This window comes from Paenibacillus sp. GM2FR (assembly GCF_002803325.1).
In the GTDB taxonomy this organism is placed as follows: Bacteria; Bacillota; Bacilli; order Paenibacillales; family Paenibacillaceae; genus Paenibacillus_AQ; species Paenibacillus_AQ lautus.
In genome coordinates this window covers 263,210-280,470 of the sequence record NZ_MKZM01000011.1, presented here as the reverse complement: position 1 = coordinate 280,470, position 17,261 = coordinate 263,210, and the positions used below count along the sequence as shown (strand labels likewise).

Annotated in this window: 16 protein-coding genes and 1 riboswitch; of the genes, 12 read left to right on the top strand and 4 right to left on the bottom strand. The window is 53.9% G+C overall.

Annotated features, from left to right (window positions below):
• Positions 1–38 precede the first annotated feature (38 nt).
• Positions 39–380: a DUF1801 domain-containing protein gene (locus PAEVO_RS29600; protein WP_100541059.1), complete on the top strand. Its 342-nt coding sequence runs from the start codon at positions 39–41 to the stop codon at positions 378–380.
• 92 nt (positions 381–472) lie between these two features.
• Here PAEVO_RS29600 and PAEVO_RS29595 read toward each other — a convergent pair whose 3' ends face one another.
• Entirely contained in the window at positions 473–604 is a 132-nt protein-coding gene (locus tag PAEVO_RS29595) for a DUF4023 domain-containing protein (protein WP_009590359.1), read from the bottom strand.
• Between the two features lie 134 nt (positions 605–738).
• Here PAEVO_RS29595 and PAEVO_RS29590 point away from each other — a divergent pair, with 134 nt between their 5' ends.
• Positions 739–1,209, top strand: a complete 471-nt coding sequence (locus tag PAEVO_RS29590) for a hypothetical protein (RefSeq protein WP_100541058.1) — start codon at positions 739–741, stop codon at positions 1,207–1,209.
• A gap of 192 nt (positions 1,210–1,401) precedes the next feature.
• Here PAEVO_RS29590 and PAEVO_RS29585 read toward each other — a convergent pair whose 3' ends face one another.
• Together PAEVO_RS29585 and PAEVO_RS29580 are read right to left on the bottom strand one after the other, a co-directional pair.
• A complete protein-coding gene (locus PAEVO_RS29585; protein ID WP_100541057.1) occupies positions 1,402–1,707 on the bottom strand; it encodes an antibiotic biosynthesis monooxygenase in 306 nt (101 codons plus the stop codon).
• A gap of 138 nt (positions 1,708–1,845) precedes the next feature.
• Positions 1,846–3,075 carry a DUF418 domain-containing protein gene (locus PAEVO_RS29580; protein ID WP_100541056.1) on the bottom strand — a complete coding sequence of 410 codons (1,230 nt, stop codon included), beginning with the start codon at positions 3,073–3,075 and terminating at the stop codon, positions 1,846–1,848.
• Between the two features lie 141 nt (positions 3,076–3,216).
• Here PAEVO_RS29580 and PAEVO_RS29575 point away from each other — a divergent pair, with 141 nt between their 5' ends.
• From PAEVO_RS29575 to PAEVO_RS29555, 5 genes are all read left to right on the top strand, one after another.
• Complete coding sequence (locus PAEVO_RS29575) at positions 3,217–3,936, top strand: response regulator transcription factor (RefSeq protein WP_100541055.1); 720 nt, start codon at positions 3,217–3,219, stop codon at positions 3,934–3,936.
• Positions 3,933–5,705: a sensor histidine kinase gene (locus PAEVO_RS29570; protein WP_100541054.1), complete on the top strand. Its 1,773-nt coding sequence runs from the start codon at positions 3,933–3,935 to the stop codon at positions 5,703–5,705. The genes PAEVO_RS29575 and PAEVO_RS29570 overlap by 4 nt, the downstream gene beginning before the upstream one ends.
• 128 nt (positions 5,706–5,833) lie before the next feature.
• On the top strand, positions 5,834–7,081 hold the full coding sequence (locus PAEVO_RS29565; RefSeq protein ID WP_100541053.1) for an MFS transporter: 1,248 nt from the start codon (positions 5,834–5,836) through the stop codon (positions 7,079–7,081).
• A gap of 166 nt (positions 7,082–7,247) precedes the next feature.
• On the top strand, positions 7,248–7,838 hold the full coding sequence (locus PAEVO_RS29560) for a TetR/AcrR family transcriptional regulator (RefSeq protein WP_100541357.1): 591 nt from the start codon (positions 7,248–7,250) through the stop codon (positions 7,836–7,838).
• A gap of 60 nt (positions 7,839–7,898) precedes the next feature.
• On the top strand, positions 7,899–8,477 hold the full coding sequence (locus PAEVO_RS29555) for an NAD(P)H-dependent oxidoreductase (protein ID WP_100541052.1): 579 nt from the start codon (positions 7,899–7,901) through the stop codon (positions 8,475–8,477).
• Positions 8,478–8,584: 107 nt separating this feature from the next.
• Positions 8,585–8,686, top strand: a riboswitch (purine riboswitch).
• Here PAEVO_RS29555 and PAEVO_RS34760 read toward each other — a convergent pair.
• The gene (locus PAEVO_RS34760) at positions 8,664–8,795 is read right to left on the bottom strand and encodes a hypothetical protein (protein WP_279300489.1); all 132 of its coding nucleotides are present in this window, start codon (positions 8,793–8,795) and stop codon (positions 8,664–8,666) included. It overlaps the preceding riboswitch by 23 nt.
• A 372-nt stretch (positions 8,796–9,167) precedes the next feature.
• Between PAEVO_RS34760 and ade the strand changes: the two genes are divergently transcribed.
• The 5 genes from ade (at position 9,168) to cydC (ending at position 17,223) form a co-directional block, all read left to right on the top strand.
• Positions 9,168–10,970: an adenine deaminase gene (gene ade, locus PAEVO_RS29550; protein WP_100541051.1), complete on the top strand. Its 1,803-nt coding sequence runs from the start codon at positions 9,168–9,170 to the stop codon at positions 10,968–10,970.
• Positions 10,971–11,257: 287 nt separating this feature from the next.
• The gene (locus PAEVO_RS29545; RefSeq protein ID WP_100541050.1) at positions 11,258–12,661 is read left to right on the top strand and encodes a cytochrome ubiquinol oxidase subunit I; all 1,404 of its coding nucleotides are present in this window, start codon (positions 11,258–11,260) and stop codon (positions 12,659–12,661) included.
• Positions 12,648–13,664: a cytochrome d ubiquinol oxidase subunit II gene (gene cydB / locus PAEVO_RS29540; protein WP_100541049.1), complete on the top strand. Its 1,017-nt coding sequence runs from the start codon at positions 12,648–12,650 to the stop codon at positions 13,662–13,664. The genes PAEVO_RS29545 and cydB overlap by 14 nt, the downstream gene beginning before the upstream one ends.
• Complete coding sequence (gene cydD / locus PAEVO_RS29535) at positions 13,664–15,430, top strand: thiol reductant ABC exporter subunit CydD (protein WP_100541048.1); 1,767 nt, start codon at positions 13,664–13,666, stop codon at positions 15,428–15,430. The genes cydB and cydD overlap by 1 nt, the downstream gene beginning before the upstream one ends.
• Entirely contained in the window at positions 15,427–17,223 is a 1,797-nt protein-coding gene (cydC, locus tag PAEVO_RS29530) for a thiol reductant ABC exporter subunit CydC (RefSeq protein WP_100541047.1), read from the top strand. Before cydD ends, cydC begins: the two co-directional genes overlap by 4 nt.
• The last annotated feature ends 38 nt before the right edge of the window (positions 17,224–17,261 follow it).

The window sequence follows — 17,261 nt, the reverse complement described above, 5'->3', positions numbered from 1 at the left end:
GAAAAATACCATACTATGATACAGAAGGAGTCCATAAGATGAATCAAGAAGTAACGGATTACATTGCAGCCATCAGTGATACCTGGAAGGTGGAGGTCAGCAAGCAGCTTCGGGAGCTCGTGCACGGCACGATCCCGGATGTTTCGGAACGGCTTCAATATAAAAAGCCCCATTTTCTGAAGAATGGAAAATATGCGGCGGTGATCAGCGTCGCGAAGAGCGCCCTGAGCTTTACGATTTTCAATGCGGATGGCCTGGATTGGCCTGAAGCGTTGTTTGAAGGACCGCCTGAACGAAAGACCATCAAAATATCATCCGGGCAGCAGGTCGATTATGATGCGCTTGGATCTCTGCTGAAGCAGGCATCCGAAGGACTGTAAATCATATGGAATAGGGAAGCGCGGATAACCGGTGTTCGAAGCGTTCCTGATAGAATAGCCGCGATCCTATGAGGATCGCGGTATGTTTCATTTTACTTCTTGGTGCCGTGCTGCTTGGTCGGCAGCTTGTCGCTTGGCGTTCCTTTGCCGTGATTTTCTTTGTTGCGACGGGCCTTCTCCGCATTCTCGTTCATTTTTTCCACAAAATCGTGCGTGCTTTCCATAGGACGTAAGCTCCTTTTGCTCAGAATGTATGGCTTTGCCTGATCGTGCTTAATATAACCATTTCGGCGTGATCATATTTGGTGACTTTGGAACGGATACGGATGGTGAGATTTTCGTTTGGAGGGATGAAAGGATGTCCAGTAAGCTCGCGTTCATCATGATGGTAGCAATTATCGTTGTTCTGGGTATGGCCGGCTGCAGCCGATTCGACGAGGATGCGGAGTCTGCAGACCAAAGCCTGTACTCCGTCATGACACTGATGAAGCTGGATGCAGCGAAGGTGAGGGCCATTCATGTGGTTTACGGGGATGGCACACGAATGGTGCTGGATCAGGAACAGGACATAGAACCGGTTATGAAGCGAGTGGACAGTCTTCAAGCCAAGCGGATCACAGGGAAGGAGAAACCGGGGTTTCTGTTCTTTATGGACGTCGTGCAAGGTGAGCAGGAGGTTCGCGTGGCAAACGAGTTTGAGGTGGATGGACAATCGTATGTACTGACGGGTCCCGAGTTGAACGATCTGAACAGCTACATGGTCGAGCTGGGTCGCTCCCACAACCCTGAATTGCTGCCGGGTTACACGATAAACGATCAGGAGCCTTGAGGTAGGTCTCTTTGGTATCACAGGGATCGTGAACGAACGGAGAAGGCGTGTGACATATCACGGCAAAAAAATACCCTGCCACAGGCAAACGCCCGGGCAGGGTATTTATGATGGGGACCCCGTATAATGGTATGACGATCTCGGAACTAGGTTCTTTTTCATACCGGGTACGTCGATAGACGTTTTTATATATTACTTCTTATGACTGATTAACAACTCATATTTGTTCAAGGATGCGCCCAAAATATTCTCGTTGCGGCCCTGACCGTGGGATTGCCGGAACGATTCGCTGGAAGTCCAGCGTTTAAACGCCTCCTCGTCTTCCCATACCGTAGAGACCTTCAGTTCCTCAGCCTCTGCGCCTTCTTTGGCTTCGTGCCATACTTCCATCCGCACGAATCCCTCAATCTCCTGTACGCCCTTCGCTTCAGCGAATCGCTGCGCAATTTCTTGTCCGAAGCCCGGTTTAATCTTAATCGAGTTGGTAACAACCAGCATGCTTGATTCCTCCTTCGGTGATGACCGGATAAATTCCGGAAATGTTCAGCCCCTTGCAGATATGTCCATTATACATGAACGAGCGTCCTGATTTCATCTTGGGAGGAACCGTGCTTCATGCCGAAAGCTATGGAATTCTCAGGTCGCCGGAGGACCTTCCGCCGGAAACTCTGCCGCTGGTACGGCGGCAGCCGGCACTACCGCTTTGGGTTTCGCCCTGCCGCTCCATGACCAATAGGTGCCGATGCGCAGCAGCCGTTCAATCGGGCCGCTGCGGAATCGTTTCAACCAGAGCAGGCTGCCCGTTGCCAGTACAGCATAGATCAGGATGGCCAGCAGCGCTCCTTGCAGCACGCCGAGCTTGCCGAACATGCCCAGCCCGAATCCGTAGAATATCAGTACGCACACAACGCTTTGCGTCAGATAGTTGGTTAGCGACATCCGCCCAACCGCTTCAAACGCCCGGATGATGACCGATTGTTTAGATGAGAAGGCATATAGGGAAGCGAACAGATGTATATAACCCAGCGCGAGCAGAGGTCCGCCAAGCATCGTAAAGATGCCGCTCCAGCCGTGGGTGGATCCGAGCATAACCCCTGCGGTCTTTAGTCCAAGCCCGACCGGTATGAGCAGTGACCATCTTAGATACAGCTTGATCTCCATGGAGGGATGGAGGAAGCGCCCGCGTTTGGCGGCGACCATACCAAACAGGAACATCGGCGCGCTCATCAGCGGAGCAATCAGAATGACCAGCAGCATCAACCAATCCGGAAGGTCGATGGGCATTTCCTCAGTTGAACGAAAGCTCAGAATCTCACTGTACGTGCCATTGCCGTACACCTCAATAGACTGCTTCACATAATTCTCCATACGATCGGCTTCACTTGCCGTAGGCTCCATGGAGCCATATCCGAGGAGGGACATCAGCGCGAGTAAGAGGATCCCCCAGATCAGAATCGTTTTGGGCTTCCGTTTCACAAACAGCACCAGGAAGAGTCCGATCGCTCCGTAAAACAGCAATATATCGCCTTCCCAGATAAATGTCGAATGGAGCAAACCGAGAACGATCAGCAGCATGGACCTGCGGAAAAAGCTGCGTCCGTATTTGAGCCCTTTGCCGATCAGGCTTTCCCGCATCTTGATCATGCTGTAACCGAACAGGAACGTAAAGATCGGCATGAAGCTGCCCTCTACGAATACTTTCAGCATGTCATGGCTAATCAGATCCAGCGTGGATGGCTGGAAGAAATGCAGCTCGTCTTTGCCGAACATGCCGTATTGAAAAATAAGCATATTGGCCATCAGGATGCCAAGCAAGCTCAAACCGCGAATCGCATCCACGGCCGTGGAACGTTTATTTGAATTCATGTCAATCACCTCTGACACCAAGTATAAAGCTCGAAATGAAATAACTCGGAAACGGCAACCTAACTTTTTCTTAACTCTTCCCGCATTTGTTTAACTCCTGTTAAGGTTGTTGTGCTAGCATAAATGTCGGGTGAGGATAAAATGGATCAAACACGAATTTTAATTGTAGACGACGAACCTTCCATTGTGAAAATGCTGCAGATGGTGCTGCGCAAGGAAGGCTTTAACCGCATATATACGGCTTCCAGCTGTAAGGAGGCGCTCAGCGAAATCGCTGCACACGGAGCGGATATCGTGCTGCTCGATGTCATGCTGCCGGACGGCACGGGATTTGATCTCTGTCCGCAGATCCGTTCCTATGGCAGTCCGCATATTCTGTTTCTGACGGCCAAAGCGTCGGATCTGGATGTGCTGACCGGTTTTGCGATGGGCGGGGACGATTATGTCACCAAGCCCTTTAATCCGCTGGAGATTGCCGCAAGAATCAAGGCGCGTCTGCGTCGTGGCGGCATCGGGGCGACCGTGTCGGCGGAGCTGCCGGTGATCCAGCGTGCATGGGATTTCGGCCGGTTTAAGGTCGATGAATCCGCCGGGGAGCTTACGGTGCTGGGAGAGCCTGTGCCTTGTCCGGCTCAGGTCTTTCAACTGCTGCTTTATTTTTGCAAGCATCCGGGGGTCGTATTCTCCAAGTCGCAGCTGTACGAAGCCGTGTGGGGCATCGACGGCATGGGCGAGGACAACACCGTCATGGTACATATCCGTCGCATCCGTGAACGCATCGAGGAGGATCCTAGCAACCCGCAATATTTGCTGACGGTTCGGGGGCTCGGCTACAAGCTGGTTAAGGAGAAAGGCCGATGAGACTGCGCAGAAGGCTGGCCTTTCATTTTACGTACCAATTAATTGCGTTCTCGGCGTTTATGTTTTGCTTCCTGATCGTGCTCTTATTCTTCCTGATCAAACATATCAGCGACGATGAAATCAAACGGAACTTTCCGACAGGTGTCCTGAACAGCATCGTGACCGAGACGGTGACGGAGAATGGGGAGGTCCTGCTGCAAGAACAGTGGAAGCTCCTGCTTCAAGAGAAGGATATGTGGCTGCAAGTGGTGGATATGGACGGAAACGTGATTCTTTCCACCAATACGGCTCTGGATGTTCCGTCGGAGTACTCGGTAAGCACCTTGCTTCAGATCAAGGAGGAGCGCCGTCTCGGCGAGTATACGATGGATTGGCAGATGGATTTGACCTATGAAGAACCGCTGCTGTATCTGATCGGACGTATTGATGAGGGTTCGGACCATCTTCGGGAATGGTATGCCCATTATCAGAACGGCGGCAGGGTGAGGCCGGAGGATGAAGCGGAGCTCGAACGCGAATTAGCCGGTCTAGGCGGTTATTTGCATGTCATTGACCGGGAGGGCCGCGTTGTCCAAGCGATTGGAACCGATTCAGACAATAAGGTAAGCTACCACCCGCTGGAGATCATCACGATGCAGGAGCAGCCGGGCACGTATTCCACGCATATCGCGGTCTATCGCGATGCGGCCAGCGGCAACACCTGGGTATATCATACGCCGCAGGACGAGGCGCTGGAGAAAAGGCCGATGATGAACGAACTGATCCGCGTGGCGTTATGGACGATGGTCTGCGTGCTTGTGTTGTCACTTGGGGTCGCCATATGGCATGGATATCGATACAGCCGGCCGCTGCTGCTGTTTACCGGGTGGTTTGAGCGGATGGGCAGCGGAGCTTACGAGGAAGTGCTGACGCCGAAGGACCGGAAGCGGGTATTCCGTAAGAACGGAAAGCTGCGCACGCGCTTCAAGTTGTACAAGGAAGTGATTCATTCTTTTTACAAGATGGCGGAGCAGCTTGCCGAAACTGAACGGGAACGGGAGCGGCTGGATCGTAACCGGGAAGAATGGATGTCCGGGATATCGCATGATTTGCGTACTCCGTTGTCCTCCATCCAGGGTTACGGCTATATGCTTGAGAATGCACCGCAGGATTGGAGTCAGGAGGAACTGCGGGAGATGGGAACGGTGATTCGGGAAAAAGGGGACTACATGCTGGAGCTGATCAATGATTTCTCGCTCGTCTTCCGTCTGAGAAGCGAGATCCGCCCCCAGGAGCTTACCCGGCTTGACCTGAATGAGCTGGTGCGCCGCTGCGTGCTCAAATACGTCAACGATGCCACGCTGGATGCGAATTTTAACTATATTGGCGGCGAAGGGGCGCTACTCGTCGACGGCAATGCCAAGTGGCTGCAGCGGTTGATGGATAACCTGATCACGAATGCCGTGAAGCATAATCCGGATGGGGTAAACGTTGAGGTCCGGGTGGAGAGACGCCCTGCCGGTGCGGCAATCGTGGTGGCGGATCAAGGCGTGGGGATGGACGAAGAGACCCGCTGCAATCTGTTCGAGCGTTACTATCGGGGAACGAATACCGAAGAGAGCATGGACGGCTCGGGACTCGGGATGAGCATCGCCAAGGCGATTGTCGAAGCGCACCGTGGCCGGGTAAATGTGTGGTCTGAAGTGGGTCGAGGGACGACCATCACCGTTCTATTGCCTGAGGCTGCCGCACAAGAAGGTGAAGGGGCTGCTCAACGCGATAAGGGCTGACGTTCTTCCTGGATTTGGATTGTCATGAGCGGAATGATCTCAAAAAATCCTTCAAGATTCCTATCCTGCTGCCGGCCCGGTTGCGCTATAATGGCTAAACAACGATAACATTAGGTCCGGAGGATATTATGGGTTCAACTTCGTTTCGGCAATTGACTGGCAACGCGCGGGGCTGTCTCGTCTATGAGCCGCTGTTTCTTATCCCTTACAGCATGTTCACGACGTACACCTCCATCTACATGTACCAACTCGGGGTAACCGAGACGGGTATCGGCTGGATTACCTCCATCGGTTTGCTTGTACAGGTGCTTTCTTCGTTTCTCAGCGGGTATTTAACAGACCGTTTAGGCAGAAAAAAGGCGCTGCTCTACTTCGACGTACTAAGCTGGACCGTAGCAACGCTGCTCTGGGCGGTCTCGCAGAACTTCTGGTTTTTTGTGATCGCGGCCGTCATCAACGGCTTTCAGAAGGTGCCGCATACCGCCTTTTACTGTTTGTTGGTGGAGGACACCGCACCGAAGGAGCGAACCTATGTCTTTACGCTGCTGCAGCTGATTAGCGTCGTAGGCGGCTTGTTTGCACCGATCGGCGGGCTGCTGGTGTATCATTTCACGCTGGTGCCCGGAGTGCGCATCATGTTCGTGCTGGCTTGTATCCTGATGACGATCCAGTTCATTGGGCGTCACTATGCGACAAGGGAGACGGATATCGGATACCGCAAGATGAAAGAAACGAAGGCGATGAGCCTGCGGGAAGGGATGACCGACTATGCTTTGGTGATGAAGAGCATGCTCGGAAATCCGCTGCTGCTGATGATCTTCGGCGTTTATATTTTGTTTAATTTTCAGATGACGGTGAAGACAACCTACGTCTCCATCTTCATGGTGGAATATCTGCATTTGGGCAGCGGCCTGATCTCGGTCTTTCCGGCATTCTCCTCCGTCATTATGCTGATATTCATGCGGTGGATCATGCCCCGGATCGGGGAGCAGCATGTACACCGGACGATGGTATGGGGATTTGTTATATCGGTATTGTCCAATGTCATACTGGTGTTTGCGCCGCAAGGAGATCTGCTGGTGCTGAGTCTGAGCACCGTCATTGCCGCAATCGGCACGATGATGACGTATCCGTATCTGGAAACGGCGGTGGCCAATGCCATCGACGATGAGAACCGCGCCAAAATATTCGCCCTGCTCCAGGTGCTCATTCTTATTGTCATTTCGCCTTCCGGCATCATTGGAGGCTGGGCATATGGCATCGACCCGAGAATTCCGTTCTTGCTTGTTGCCGGCGCATTTGTGATCAGCATCCCGCTTATGCTGCTGTATGGCAAAAAGGTAAAGGCAGCAGCTCCGATCGAAGCCGGAGTTTAGCTTCTGCATGGAGATTAAACCCATGGCAAAGGCTAACAAAGGTGGAGCGCGCCTTAAGCTGCGGGAGGCGTAAGAATAGGAATGGAAGAGGCACTCTAAGTAAGGGGGAGCCTCTTTTTTTGCGTTGGTGATTGCAATTTGGTTAGCGTTCACTTATGATATGAGCATGAAAAAGAAACCACATTTCGATAGCAAGAAGAAGGATATTTTGCAGGCTGCCATGAAGCTCTTCGCCGAGAAGGGCGTGGACGGCGTATCGGTGAAGGAGATCGGCGCCGCGGCGGGTGTAACGGATGCGGCGATCTATAAGCATTTTACGAATAAGGATGCCGTGGCTGCGGAAGCGTTCGAGGAATACTGCAGCAGCTATACGCGTCTGGTGGATGATTATGCGTCCCGGCCCGGCTTGTTTGCAGAGAGGCTGTCGGCGCTCGTCATCCGAGTATTGGCGTCGTATGACGAGGATAAATACGGCTTGCTGCTCTTGTCCCAGCATCACGAGCTGTTTACGGAGGTGCTCAAGAGCAGGGGACGTCAGCCGCTTGACGCTTTGCATGATCTGCTTGAGCAGGCGGTGTTGCAGCGGGATATTCCGCCGCAGAATACGCGTTTAACCGCCGTGTTGATCATCGGTGCCTTCAGCCAGCTGGCGATCTCAACGATGCAAGGGGAGCTGGAGGAACCTTTGTCGCTGCTGGCACCTGAAGTGACGGCGCATCTATTGGCATTAACAGGTTTGGGAAAAGGTCCGGCGTGACCTTTTCTTTTTGCCATCAGGTTAGTGATCGTTAACCAAATTACGAGGGGGAAGAAATATATGAAAAAGGTTTTAATTATTCAAGGCAATCCGATTGAGAACAGCTATGGCAGTCAACTGGCAGAGGTCTATGCGAGGGGGGCGGCCGAATCCGGGGCGGAGGTGCGTGAGCTCGTGCTTGCGGAGATGGAGTTCGACCTGAATCTGTCCGGCGGCTATAAGGGTAAACAACCGCTCGAACCCGATCTGCAAAAAGCGCAAGAACTGATCGCTTGGGCGGATCACCTGGTGTTTGTGTATCCGAATTGGTGGGGCGGCATGCCGGCGCTGCTCAAAGGGTTCATCGACCGGGTTTTTCTGCCGGGCTTTGCGTTTAAGTACCGTCGGAACTCGCCTTTGCCGGAGCAGCTGCTCAAAGGGAAAACGGCCCGTCTGATCGTCACGATGGATTCGCCTTACGTTTACTACCGTTTCTACCTCGGCCAGCCGGGGCATCAGATGATGAAGCATTCCATTCTGAAGTTCTGCGGCGTAGGCACGGTCCGTTCCACGAACATTACCCAGCTTCGCAAAATGCCCGAGGCCGCAAGAAAGCAATGGCTCGAGCGTGTGCAAGGAATGGGACGGAAACTGGCGTGATTGGACAGTGCCGGCGATGTACAGTTCCTTCCAATGACTTGACTTCTCGGGCAGGAGGATTATAATTCATACAACAAATGAAACGACCAAAGAATCGAAGGGTAATGTTGTTCAAAATCAAATCTTGATGTATATGCCGGGGAATAGGGCCCAGGCGTTTCTACCAGGTTACCGTAAATGACTTGACTACATGAAGGTTGAGAATCCCACCCCCCCGCCCAGCTTCGCATAATGATGGAAGCCGGGCTGGAAGATCACCTTGATTGGAATCCGGCAGGTTTTAACGGCTGAGGTGATGTGCAGACTGATAGCATACATTGCTGATGCACAGGGCTTCTCTTCCTCTATGGATATAGTACAGGCACCCCGGGCAGATACGCTGCCCGGGGTGTTTGGCGTGTTATAGAGCGGATCGATTTTGTATTTTTACCGGTTCATTATAAGAAAAACGTCTATCGACGCACTTTCACAGATGACAGACCGCGATTAGATGAAGTTTTTATTGCGATATCAGGAAGTTACAGGCTTCGAAGTTTATACGTTCTGATATCTATAAGAAAAACGTCTATCGACGCACTTTCACAGATGACAGACCGCGATTAGATGAAGTTTTTATTGCGATATCAGGAAGTTACGAGCTTCGAAGTTTATACGTTCTGATATCTAAAAAAAGGGGAGCGTGCATTCATCATGAGTTCAATTAAAAGACAGAAACGATACGAGGTCAGCCGGCAGCTGGGGAAGGTTGCGTTAGGACAAGAGCCAGCCGATCTGGTTATCAAAAACGGCACGCTGGTCAATGTGTTTACGGGTGAGCTTCAGGAACGGGTAGACGTGGCGATGGCGTACGGGCGCATCGCTTATATCGGCAACGCCGATCATACGATCGGGAAAGGGACGCAGGTGATCGAAGCGAATGGCCGGTTTATCTCGCCTGGTCTGCTCGACGGTCATATGCATGTGGAGAGCACGATGCTCACCGTGACCGAGTTTGCCAAGGCGGCTATCGTTAGCGGAACGACCGGGGTTTATATGGATCCCCATGAGATCGCCAACGTATTCGGCATGGAGGGCGTGCGCTGGATGCACGAGGAAGGGCAGCAGCTGCCGATGAAGGTGTTCACCACCATTCCTTCCTGCGTACCGGCGACGTTTGATCTGGAGGATGCCGGTGCGCAGCTGGGCGTAGCCGACATCGAGGAAGGGCTGACCTGGCCTGGCGTCGCCGGGCTTGGCGAAGTGATGAACTTCCCGGGCGTCGTGTACGGCGATCCGACCATGAGCGGGGAGATTGAAGCTACGCTGCGTGCAGGCAAGACCGTAACAGGGCATTTTCCGGCCGAGGATGACCGGATGCTGCAGGCATATATGGCAACCGGCGTAAGCTCCGACCATGAGACGGTAACGAGAGAACAGGCCCTGGAGAAGGTCCGTCTCGGCATGCACCTGATGATCCGCGAGGGTTCGGCTTGGCAGGATGTAAAGGAAGTTGTTAAGGTCATAACGGAAGATAAGGTGCGAACAGACAATATTTCTCTGGTTACGGATGATGTGTATCCACAGACGCTGCTGAGGCTCGGTCACATGAACCATGTGGTCCGCCGCGCTATAGAAGAGGGCGTGGACCCGGTTACGGCGATCCAGCTGGGAACGATCAACGTGGCTCGTTATTTCGGCATGGACATGGAGCTGGGCAGCATTTCACCTGGCAAAACGGCGGATATTTTGCTGATTGATGATCTGTTGAGCATGGTACCTTCAGTCGTGATCACGGATGGCGAAGTGGTTGCAGAGAACGGCCGGCTCGTGAAGGAGTTCCCGGTATATCAATACCCGGAAAAAGCCTTTCAATCGGTTCGGCTGCAGCGTTCGCTTACCGCTGATGACTTTCTGCAGCGCAGCAAGTTCGATGCGACGCGTACGGAAGTGAATGTGGTGCGCGTCATCGAGAACAGTGCCCGTACCGCCAAAATGACCGCGGTGCTCTCTGTGGAGCAAGGCGTCATCCAGCCGGACCTGAATCAAGATGTGGTTCAGCTGGCATGCATCGAGCGCCACAGCGCAACCGGGCAAATCTCGCTCGGTTTTGCGAACGGCTTCGGACTCAAGACCGGCGCGGTTGCTTCCACGGTTGCGCACGACAGCCACAATCTGCTCGTGATGGGCACGAATGCCGAGGATATGGCACTCGCGGCGAATGAGCTGGCGGCGTGCGGAGGCGGCATGATCGTGGTACGGGACGGCAAGGTGCTGGCGAAGGTGGCGATGCCGATTGCCGGTTTGCTGGCGGACCGTCCGGTTGAGATCGTAGCGGAGGAAGTCGCTGCTTTGGAGGAAGCTTGGAAGGAGCTTGGATGCTACATCCATGCACCGTTCATGACCTTCTCGCTCATTGCGCTGCCGGTGATTCCGGAAATCCGCATTACCAACCGCGGGATCGCGGACGTAACGGAATTCAAGCTCATCGAGACCGAGATTGGCCCGGTTCAATAAGGTTGCAGACATACCGAAGCAGGTTGGCCTGATGGCGAACCTGCTTTTTTGTATTGTAAATACAACGTTTTGACCGCCGGCAGAGGCAGCGAGCCGTTTCCCTTTTTTCGATGCTCAGTTTTACCGTTGTTCACTTAGTGATTTTCGTCACAAATTTATAACTTTTCGCCCCGGTTTCAGTCCTGATATTGTGATGTTTATCACAATCCTTTGCATCGCGGTCTGCGACAATACAAAAAGAATCAAATTTGAAGTGATCACGTGAGCTAAAGGAAGGGGTATCTGATATGGATCCGGTTATGCTGGCGCGAATTCAATTCGCATCGACAACCATTTTTCACTTTATTTTCGTACCGTTGTCCATCGGATTGGCGTTTCTGATTGCCATCATGGAGACGATGTATGTTGTCAAAGGCCAGGAAGTCTACAAGAAAATGGCCAAGTTCTGGGGAAAGCTGTTCCTGATTAACTTTGCGGTCGGGGTTGTGACTGGGATTCTGCAGGAATTCCAGTTCGGCATGAACTGGTCGGATTACTCGCGCTTTGTCGGGGACGTGTTTGGCGCACCGCTTGCGATCGAAGCTCTGCTGGCATTTTTCCTTGAGTCGACGTTTATTGGGCTGTGGATATTCGGGTGGGACCGGTTATCGAAGAAGGTCCATCTGCTCAGCATCTGGCTGGTGTCCTTCGGCACCCTGATGTCCGCCTTCTGGATTCTGGCAGCTAATTCGTTTATGCAGCGTCCCGTCGGGTTCGAGATGAACAATGGGCGGGCGGAGATGAACGATTTCTTCGCACTGATTACGAACGGTCAGCTGCTGGTGGAGTTCCCGCACACGATCTTCGGAGCTTTGGCAACCGGGGCGTTCCTTGTAGCAGGTGTGAGTGCCTACAAGCTGATGAAGAAGCAGGATTTGGATTTCTTTAAAAAATCATTTCACATCGCCATTGTGATTGGCCTCATTACCTCCATTCTGGTTGCGGTATTCGGTCACCAGCAGGCGCAGTATCTGGTGGATACGCAGCCGATGAAGATGGCCGCTGCGGAGAGCCTGTGGGAAACGAGTGACGATCCTGCGCCTTGGACGGTCATTGCAGCCATCGATCCAAATAAGCAGGAGAACACGATGGAGTTCAAAATCCCGTATTTGCTCAGCTTTTTGTCCTACAGCAAATTTTCCGGCGAAGTCATCGGAATGAAAGAGCTGCAAGCGCAATATGAGCAGGAATATGGCCCTGGAGACTATATCCCGCCGGTCCGTACCACGTTCTGGAGCTTCCGGATTATGGTGGCCGCAGGCAGCATCATGATTCTGCTGGGATTGTACGGAGCATGGCTGATGCTGCGCAAAAAGGTCGAGAAGGCTGGCAAATGGTTCCTCAGACTGATGCTGTTCGGTATTTCGCTGCCGTTCATCGCCAACACGTCGGGGTGGATTATGACGGAGATCGGACGACAGCCGTGGACGGTATTCGGGCTGATCACTACGGAGAACAGTGTTTCACCGAACGTGAGCGCAGGCTCGATTCTGTTCTCGCTCATCATGTTTACCGCCATTTATGCGGTGCTGGCAGCCGTCATGGCGTATCTGTTCATCAAAGTCATTAAGAAAGGACCGTATGCGGCGGAGGAAGACGACCACCACGCAAGCGATCCGTTTAATAAGGAGGGCTACAATGCTGTCTCTTAACGAACTGTGGTTTGTGCTTGTTGCCGTATTGTTTATCGGGTTCTTCTTCTTGGAGGGCTTCGACTTTGGGGTCGGGATGTCCACGCAGCTGCTGGCCAAAAATGATACCCAGCGCCGGGTGCTGATCAACTCGATCGGCCCGTTCTGGGATGCCAACGAGGTCTGGCTGTTGACGGCGGGCGGCGCCATGTTCGCCGCCTTCCCGAACTGGTATGCCACGCTGTTCAGCGGGTTCTACATTCCGCTTGTCTTTCTTCTGCTGGCCTTGATCGGCCGCGGGGTGGCCTTTGAATTCCGCGGCAAGGTGGGCGATGTCCGCTGGAAACGGGTGTGGGACGGTGCGATCTTCACCGGCAGCGTGCTTCCGCCATTCCTGCTCGGCGTTGTTTTTGCCTGCCTGATTCAGGGGCTCCCCATTAACGAAGAGATGCAGCTGCATGCCGGATTGTTCGATGTTGTGAATGGCTATACTGTTGTTGGCGGACTGACGATGGTGATGCTCTGCCTGCTGCATGGCTTGATGTTCACAACACTGCGCACGATGGGGGATCTTCAAGAACGCGCGCGCCGTATGGCCCGGAGACTCCTGCTTCCCGTAGCGGCCCTGTTCGTGGCTTTTGGTGTGATGACGTATTTCATGACCGATATCTTCGAGAAGCGTGGCGTGGTGTTAACCGTGCTGCTGGTGCTGGCTCTGCTCGCATTCCTGCTGGGCGGATATTTCATGAATATCAAGCGGGACGGCTGGGCTTTCGGGATGACCGGGGCGGTTATCGCCTTGCTGGTAACGTCCGTGTTCGTGGGTTTGTTCCCGCGCGTGATGGTCAGCTCCATCCATGCTGCATTTGATCTGACTATTTATAATGCGGCCTCCGGACCGTATTCCCTCAAGATTATGACGATTGTGGCGGTAACGCTGCTGCCATTCGTATTAGGCTATCAAATTTGGAGTTACTTCGTTTTCCACAAACGGGTACATGAGAAGGAGCATCTGGAGTACTGATGGGAAAAGACCTGCTGGGATACAAAGGCGCCAAGACGGTATTCTTCCTTGTCGCCGTATGTACCCTGGCACAGAGCATGGCCATCCTCCTGCAAGCCAAGTGGCTGGCGGAAGCCGTATCCGCCCTGTTTGCGGGATCAACGCTGCAGGAGCAGGGGGAGACCATTGCCTTGTTCCTGCTTGCATTTCTGGCACGCCACGGCATCTCGGCCGTGCAGCAAGGAATCGCACAGCGCTTTGCCGAGGAGACGGGCACGAGCCTGAGGAAGCAGCTGCTGGATGAGCTGTTTCGGAATGGGCCGTCCTTTGTCCGGTCGGAAGGAACAGGCAATGTGGTTACGCTTGTGCTGGAGGGCATCGGCAAGTTCCGCAAATATGCGGAGCTGACCATACCGCGCATGATGGGGGCGGGCATTACCCCGGCTCTGATATGGCTGTACGTGTTCATGACGGACCGGATTTCGGGCATTATTCTGCTGGTGACCATGCCGATCCTGATCGTCTTTCTCATCCTCGTGGGACTTGCCGCGAAAAAGCAAACCGAGCGGCAGCTGGATTCCTACCGGATGCTGTCCAATCATTTTGTAGATTCGCTGAGAGGTCTGACTACCCTGAAGTTTCTGGGACAGAGCCGCAAGCACAGCGAGAGCATACAGCAGGTCAGCGAGGGGTATCGTGCAGCTACCATGCGGACGCTGCGCGTGGCGTTTCTGTCGTCCTTCGCGCTGGATTTCTTTACGATGCTGTCCGTGGCATCTGTTGCGGTAAATCTGGGCTTGCGCCTCATTAACGGCAGCCTGGAGCTTCTGCCCGCACTGCTTATCCTGATCCTGGCACCGGAGTATTTCCTGCCGGTGCGCATGGTCGGGGCGGACTTTCATGCCACGCTGGACGGTAAGCAGGCAGGGGAAGCGATGCAATCGATAATTCTGGAGGCCCGGAAAGGGCGTTCCGGCGATATAACATTTAAAATTGAAGATAATTCGCCAGAGCTCAATCCGCCGCAGCCGCGATTCCAATGGGATAACCACAGTGTACTGCAACTGTCCGGAATCGGCCTCAGGCATGAAGAGTTAGGGCCGGCTTCCTTGGAGAATGTCAGCTTCCGGATACCGGGTCAACGCAAAATCGGTATCGTGGGGGAGAGCGGGGCCGGCAAATCCACGCTCATCGAGCTATTAGGCGGATTCATGGCGCCAACATCGGGAATGATGGAGCTGAACGGCGTGAAGCTGGAGGACTGGAACCGGCGGGCGTGGCGAACCGAGGTCACCTATATGCCGCAGCAGCCGTATTTATTCGGTACTACCCTGGCAGATAATGTGCGCTTTTATGCGCCGGAGGCGTCAACAGCGCAAGTCGAAGCAGCGGTCGAAGCGGCGGGTCTGTCGGATCTGGTGAAGAGCTTGCCCGGCGGACTCGCGGAGATGATCGGCGGCGGCGGACGCGCTTTAAGCGGCGGTCAGGCACAGCGCGTGGCCTTAGCCAGAGCTTTGCTCGGCGGCCGGCGGGTTCTGCTGCTGGATGAGCCAACGGCCCATTTGGATATTGAGACGGAATACGAGCTGAAGGAGACGATGCTGTCCCTGTTTCAAGATAAGTGGGTATTCCTCGCGACGCACAGACTGCACTGGATGCAGGATATGGATTACATCCTCGTTCTGCATCAGGGGCGGGTGGCGGAAACGGGAACCCATGAGGAGCTTATGGCCTTGCAGGGCGTCTATTATGGCTTAATTACATCGCAGATGGAGGGATTACAATGAAGCAGGAATCGTGGTTTCGGCCATACGTAACGGCAAACTTCTGGCGTTTTCTGCTAATTGTGATGCTTGGCGTGCTCACGATCCTGTTCGCCGGGATGCTGATGTTCACCTCCGGGTATCTGATCTCCAAGTCTGCCCTGCGACCGGAAAATATCCTAATGGTATACGTGCCGACCGTAGGGGTTCGTACCTTCGGCATCGGACGCGCGGTCATCCATTACGTGGAGCGTCTGGTGGGGCATGACACGATTCTTCGCATCCTGTCCCAGATGCGCTTGCGGCTGTACCGAATTCTGGAACCGCAAGCCCTCCGCTTGTCCTCCCGGTACCGCACCGGGGATCTGCTTGGCGTGCTCTCCGATGATATCGAGTATTTGCAGGACGTCTATATCCGAACGGTCTTTCCATCGATTGTTGCGCTTGTGTTATACGCCGGTGTTATTCTGGCCGTCGGCCTGTTTGACCCGGCATTTGCCCTTCTGCTTGCGCTGTATGTAGCGGTGCTGATTCTGGTACTGCCGCTGGTTTCCCTGCTGCTCACCAAACGGAAGAACCGGGAGATGAAGCAGGCCCGCAGCAACCTCTACCAGAAGCTGACCGACGCGGTACTTGGCATTCATGAATGGTACGTCAGCGGCCGGCAGACGGAATTCCTGACCGGTTATGAGGCGGATGAAGCCGAGGTCGACCGGACCGACCGCTCGCTCAAGCGCTGGTCGCGTCTTCGGGCTTTTATCGGTCAATGCGTGGTTGCCGTGACGGTGGTATCGATGGTGTATTGGTCAGGACGGCAGTATGCGGACGGCTCGATCGATGTTACGCTGATCGCGGCTTTTGTACTGGTTGTGTTCCCGTTAATGGACGCATTCCTGCCGGTATCCGAAGCCGTGGAGCGGATTCCGCAGTACGGCCAATCGGTCGCGAGACTTCAGGCGATCGAAAGCGCCGAAACGTCTGAAGGGAAGCAGAACCGGGGGCAACAGCTGAATAAGGGAGAGATCGAATCTGTCATAAACAGCGGTGTTCATGTGAAGGCGGATGGCGTCTGCTTCCGTTATGATCAGGCCCCAGGCGGCGAATCCGGGCTGGACCGATCCCGTGTGAATAGGGATGGTTCTACATTAATGGATGTATCCCTGGATATTCCTCCTGGGGCTAAGGTAGCCATTATAGGGCGTTCCGGTGCCGGTAAATCCACCCTGCTGCAGCTGATTCAGGGTGTGCTGGCACCTTCAGGGGGAAGTCTTACCCTAGGCGGAGTGGATTCTGCGCGGTTTGGCGATGAGATTTCTTCCGTTATTTCGGTATTGAATCAGAGTCCGCACTTGTTTGATACGACGCTAGCCAACAACATCCGGCTCGGACAGCCGGATGCCACGGAGGCCGAAATACGGGATGCGGTTGCCCGGGCACGGCTGGAACCGTTGGTGGCAGCCCTTCCGGAAGGGCTACTCACCCGTATGCAGGAAGCCGGACAGCGTTTCTCCGGAGGAGAGCGCCAGCGCGTGGCTTTGGCCCGGATCCTGCTGCAGAAGACGCCGGTCGTCATTTTGGATGAACCGACGGTCGGACTGGATCCCAAAACCGAGCGGGAACTGTTATCCACCATGTTCGCCAGTTTGCAGGCCCGGACTCTGATCTGGGTAACCCATCATCTGGTTGGCGTGGAGCGCATGGATGAGATCCTATTCATGGAGCACGGTCAGATCGTTATGCGGGGTACGCACGATGAGCTGATGGAGCACTATCCGCGGTATCGGAACTTGTACCTGCTGGATCGTCCGGCAATCTAGACAACAACAGCATCTTTTAGTAGAAGAACCGGCCTTTG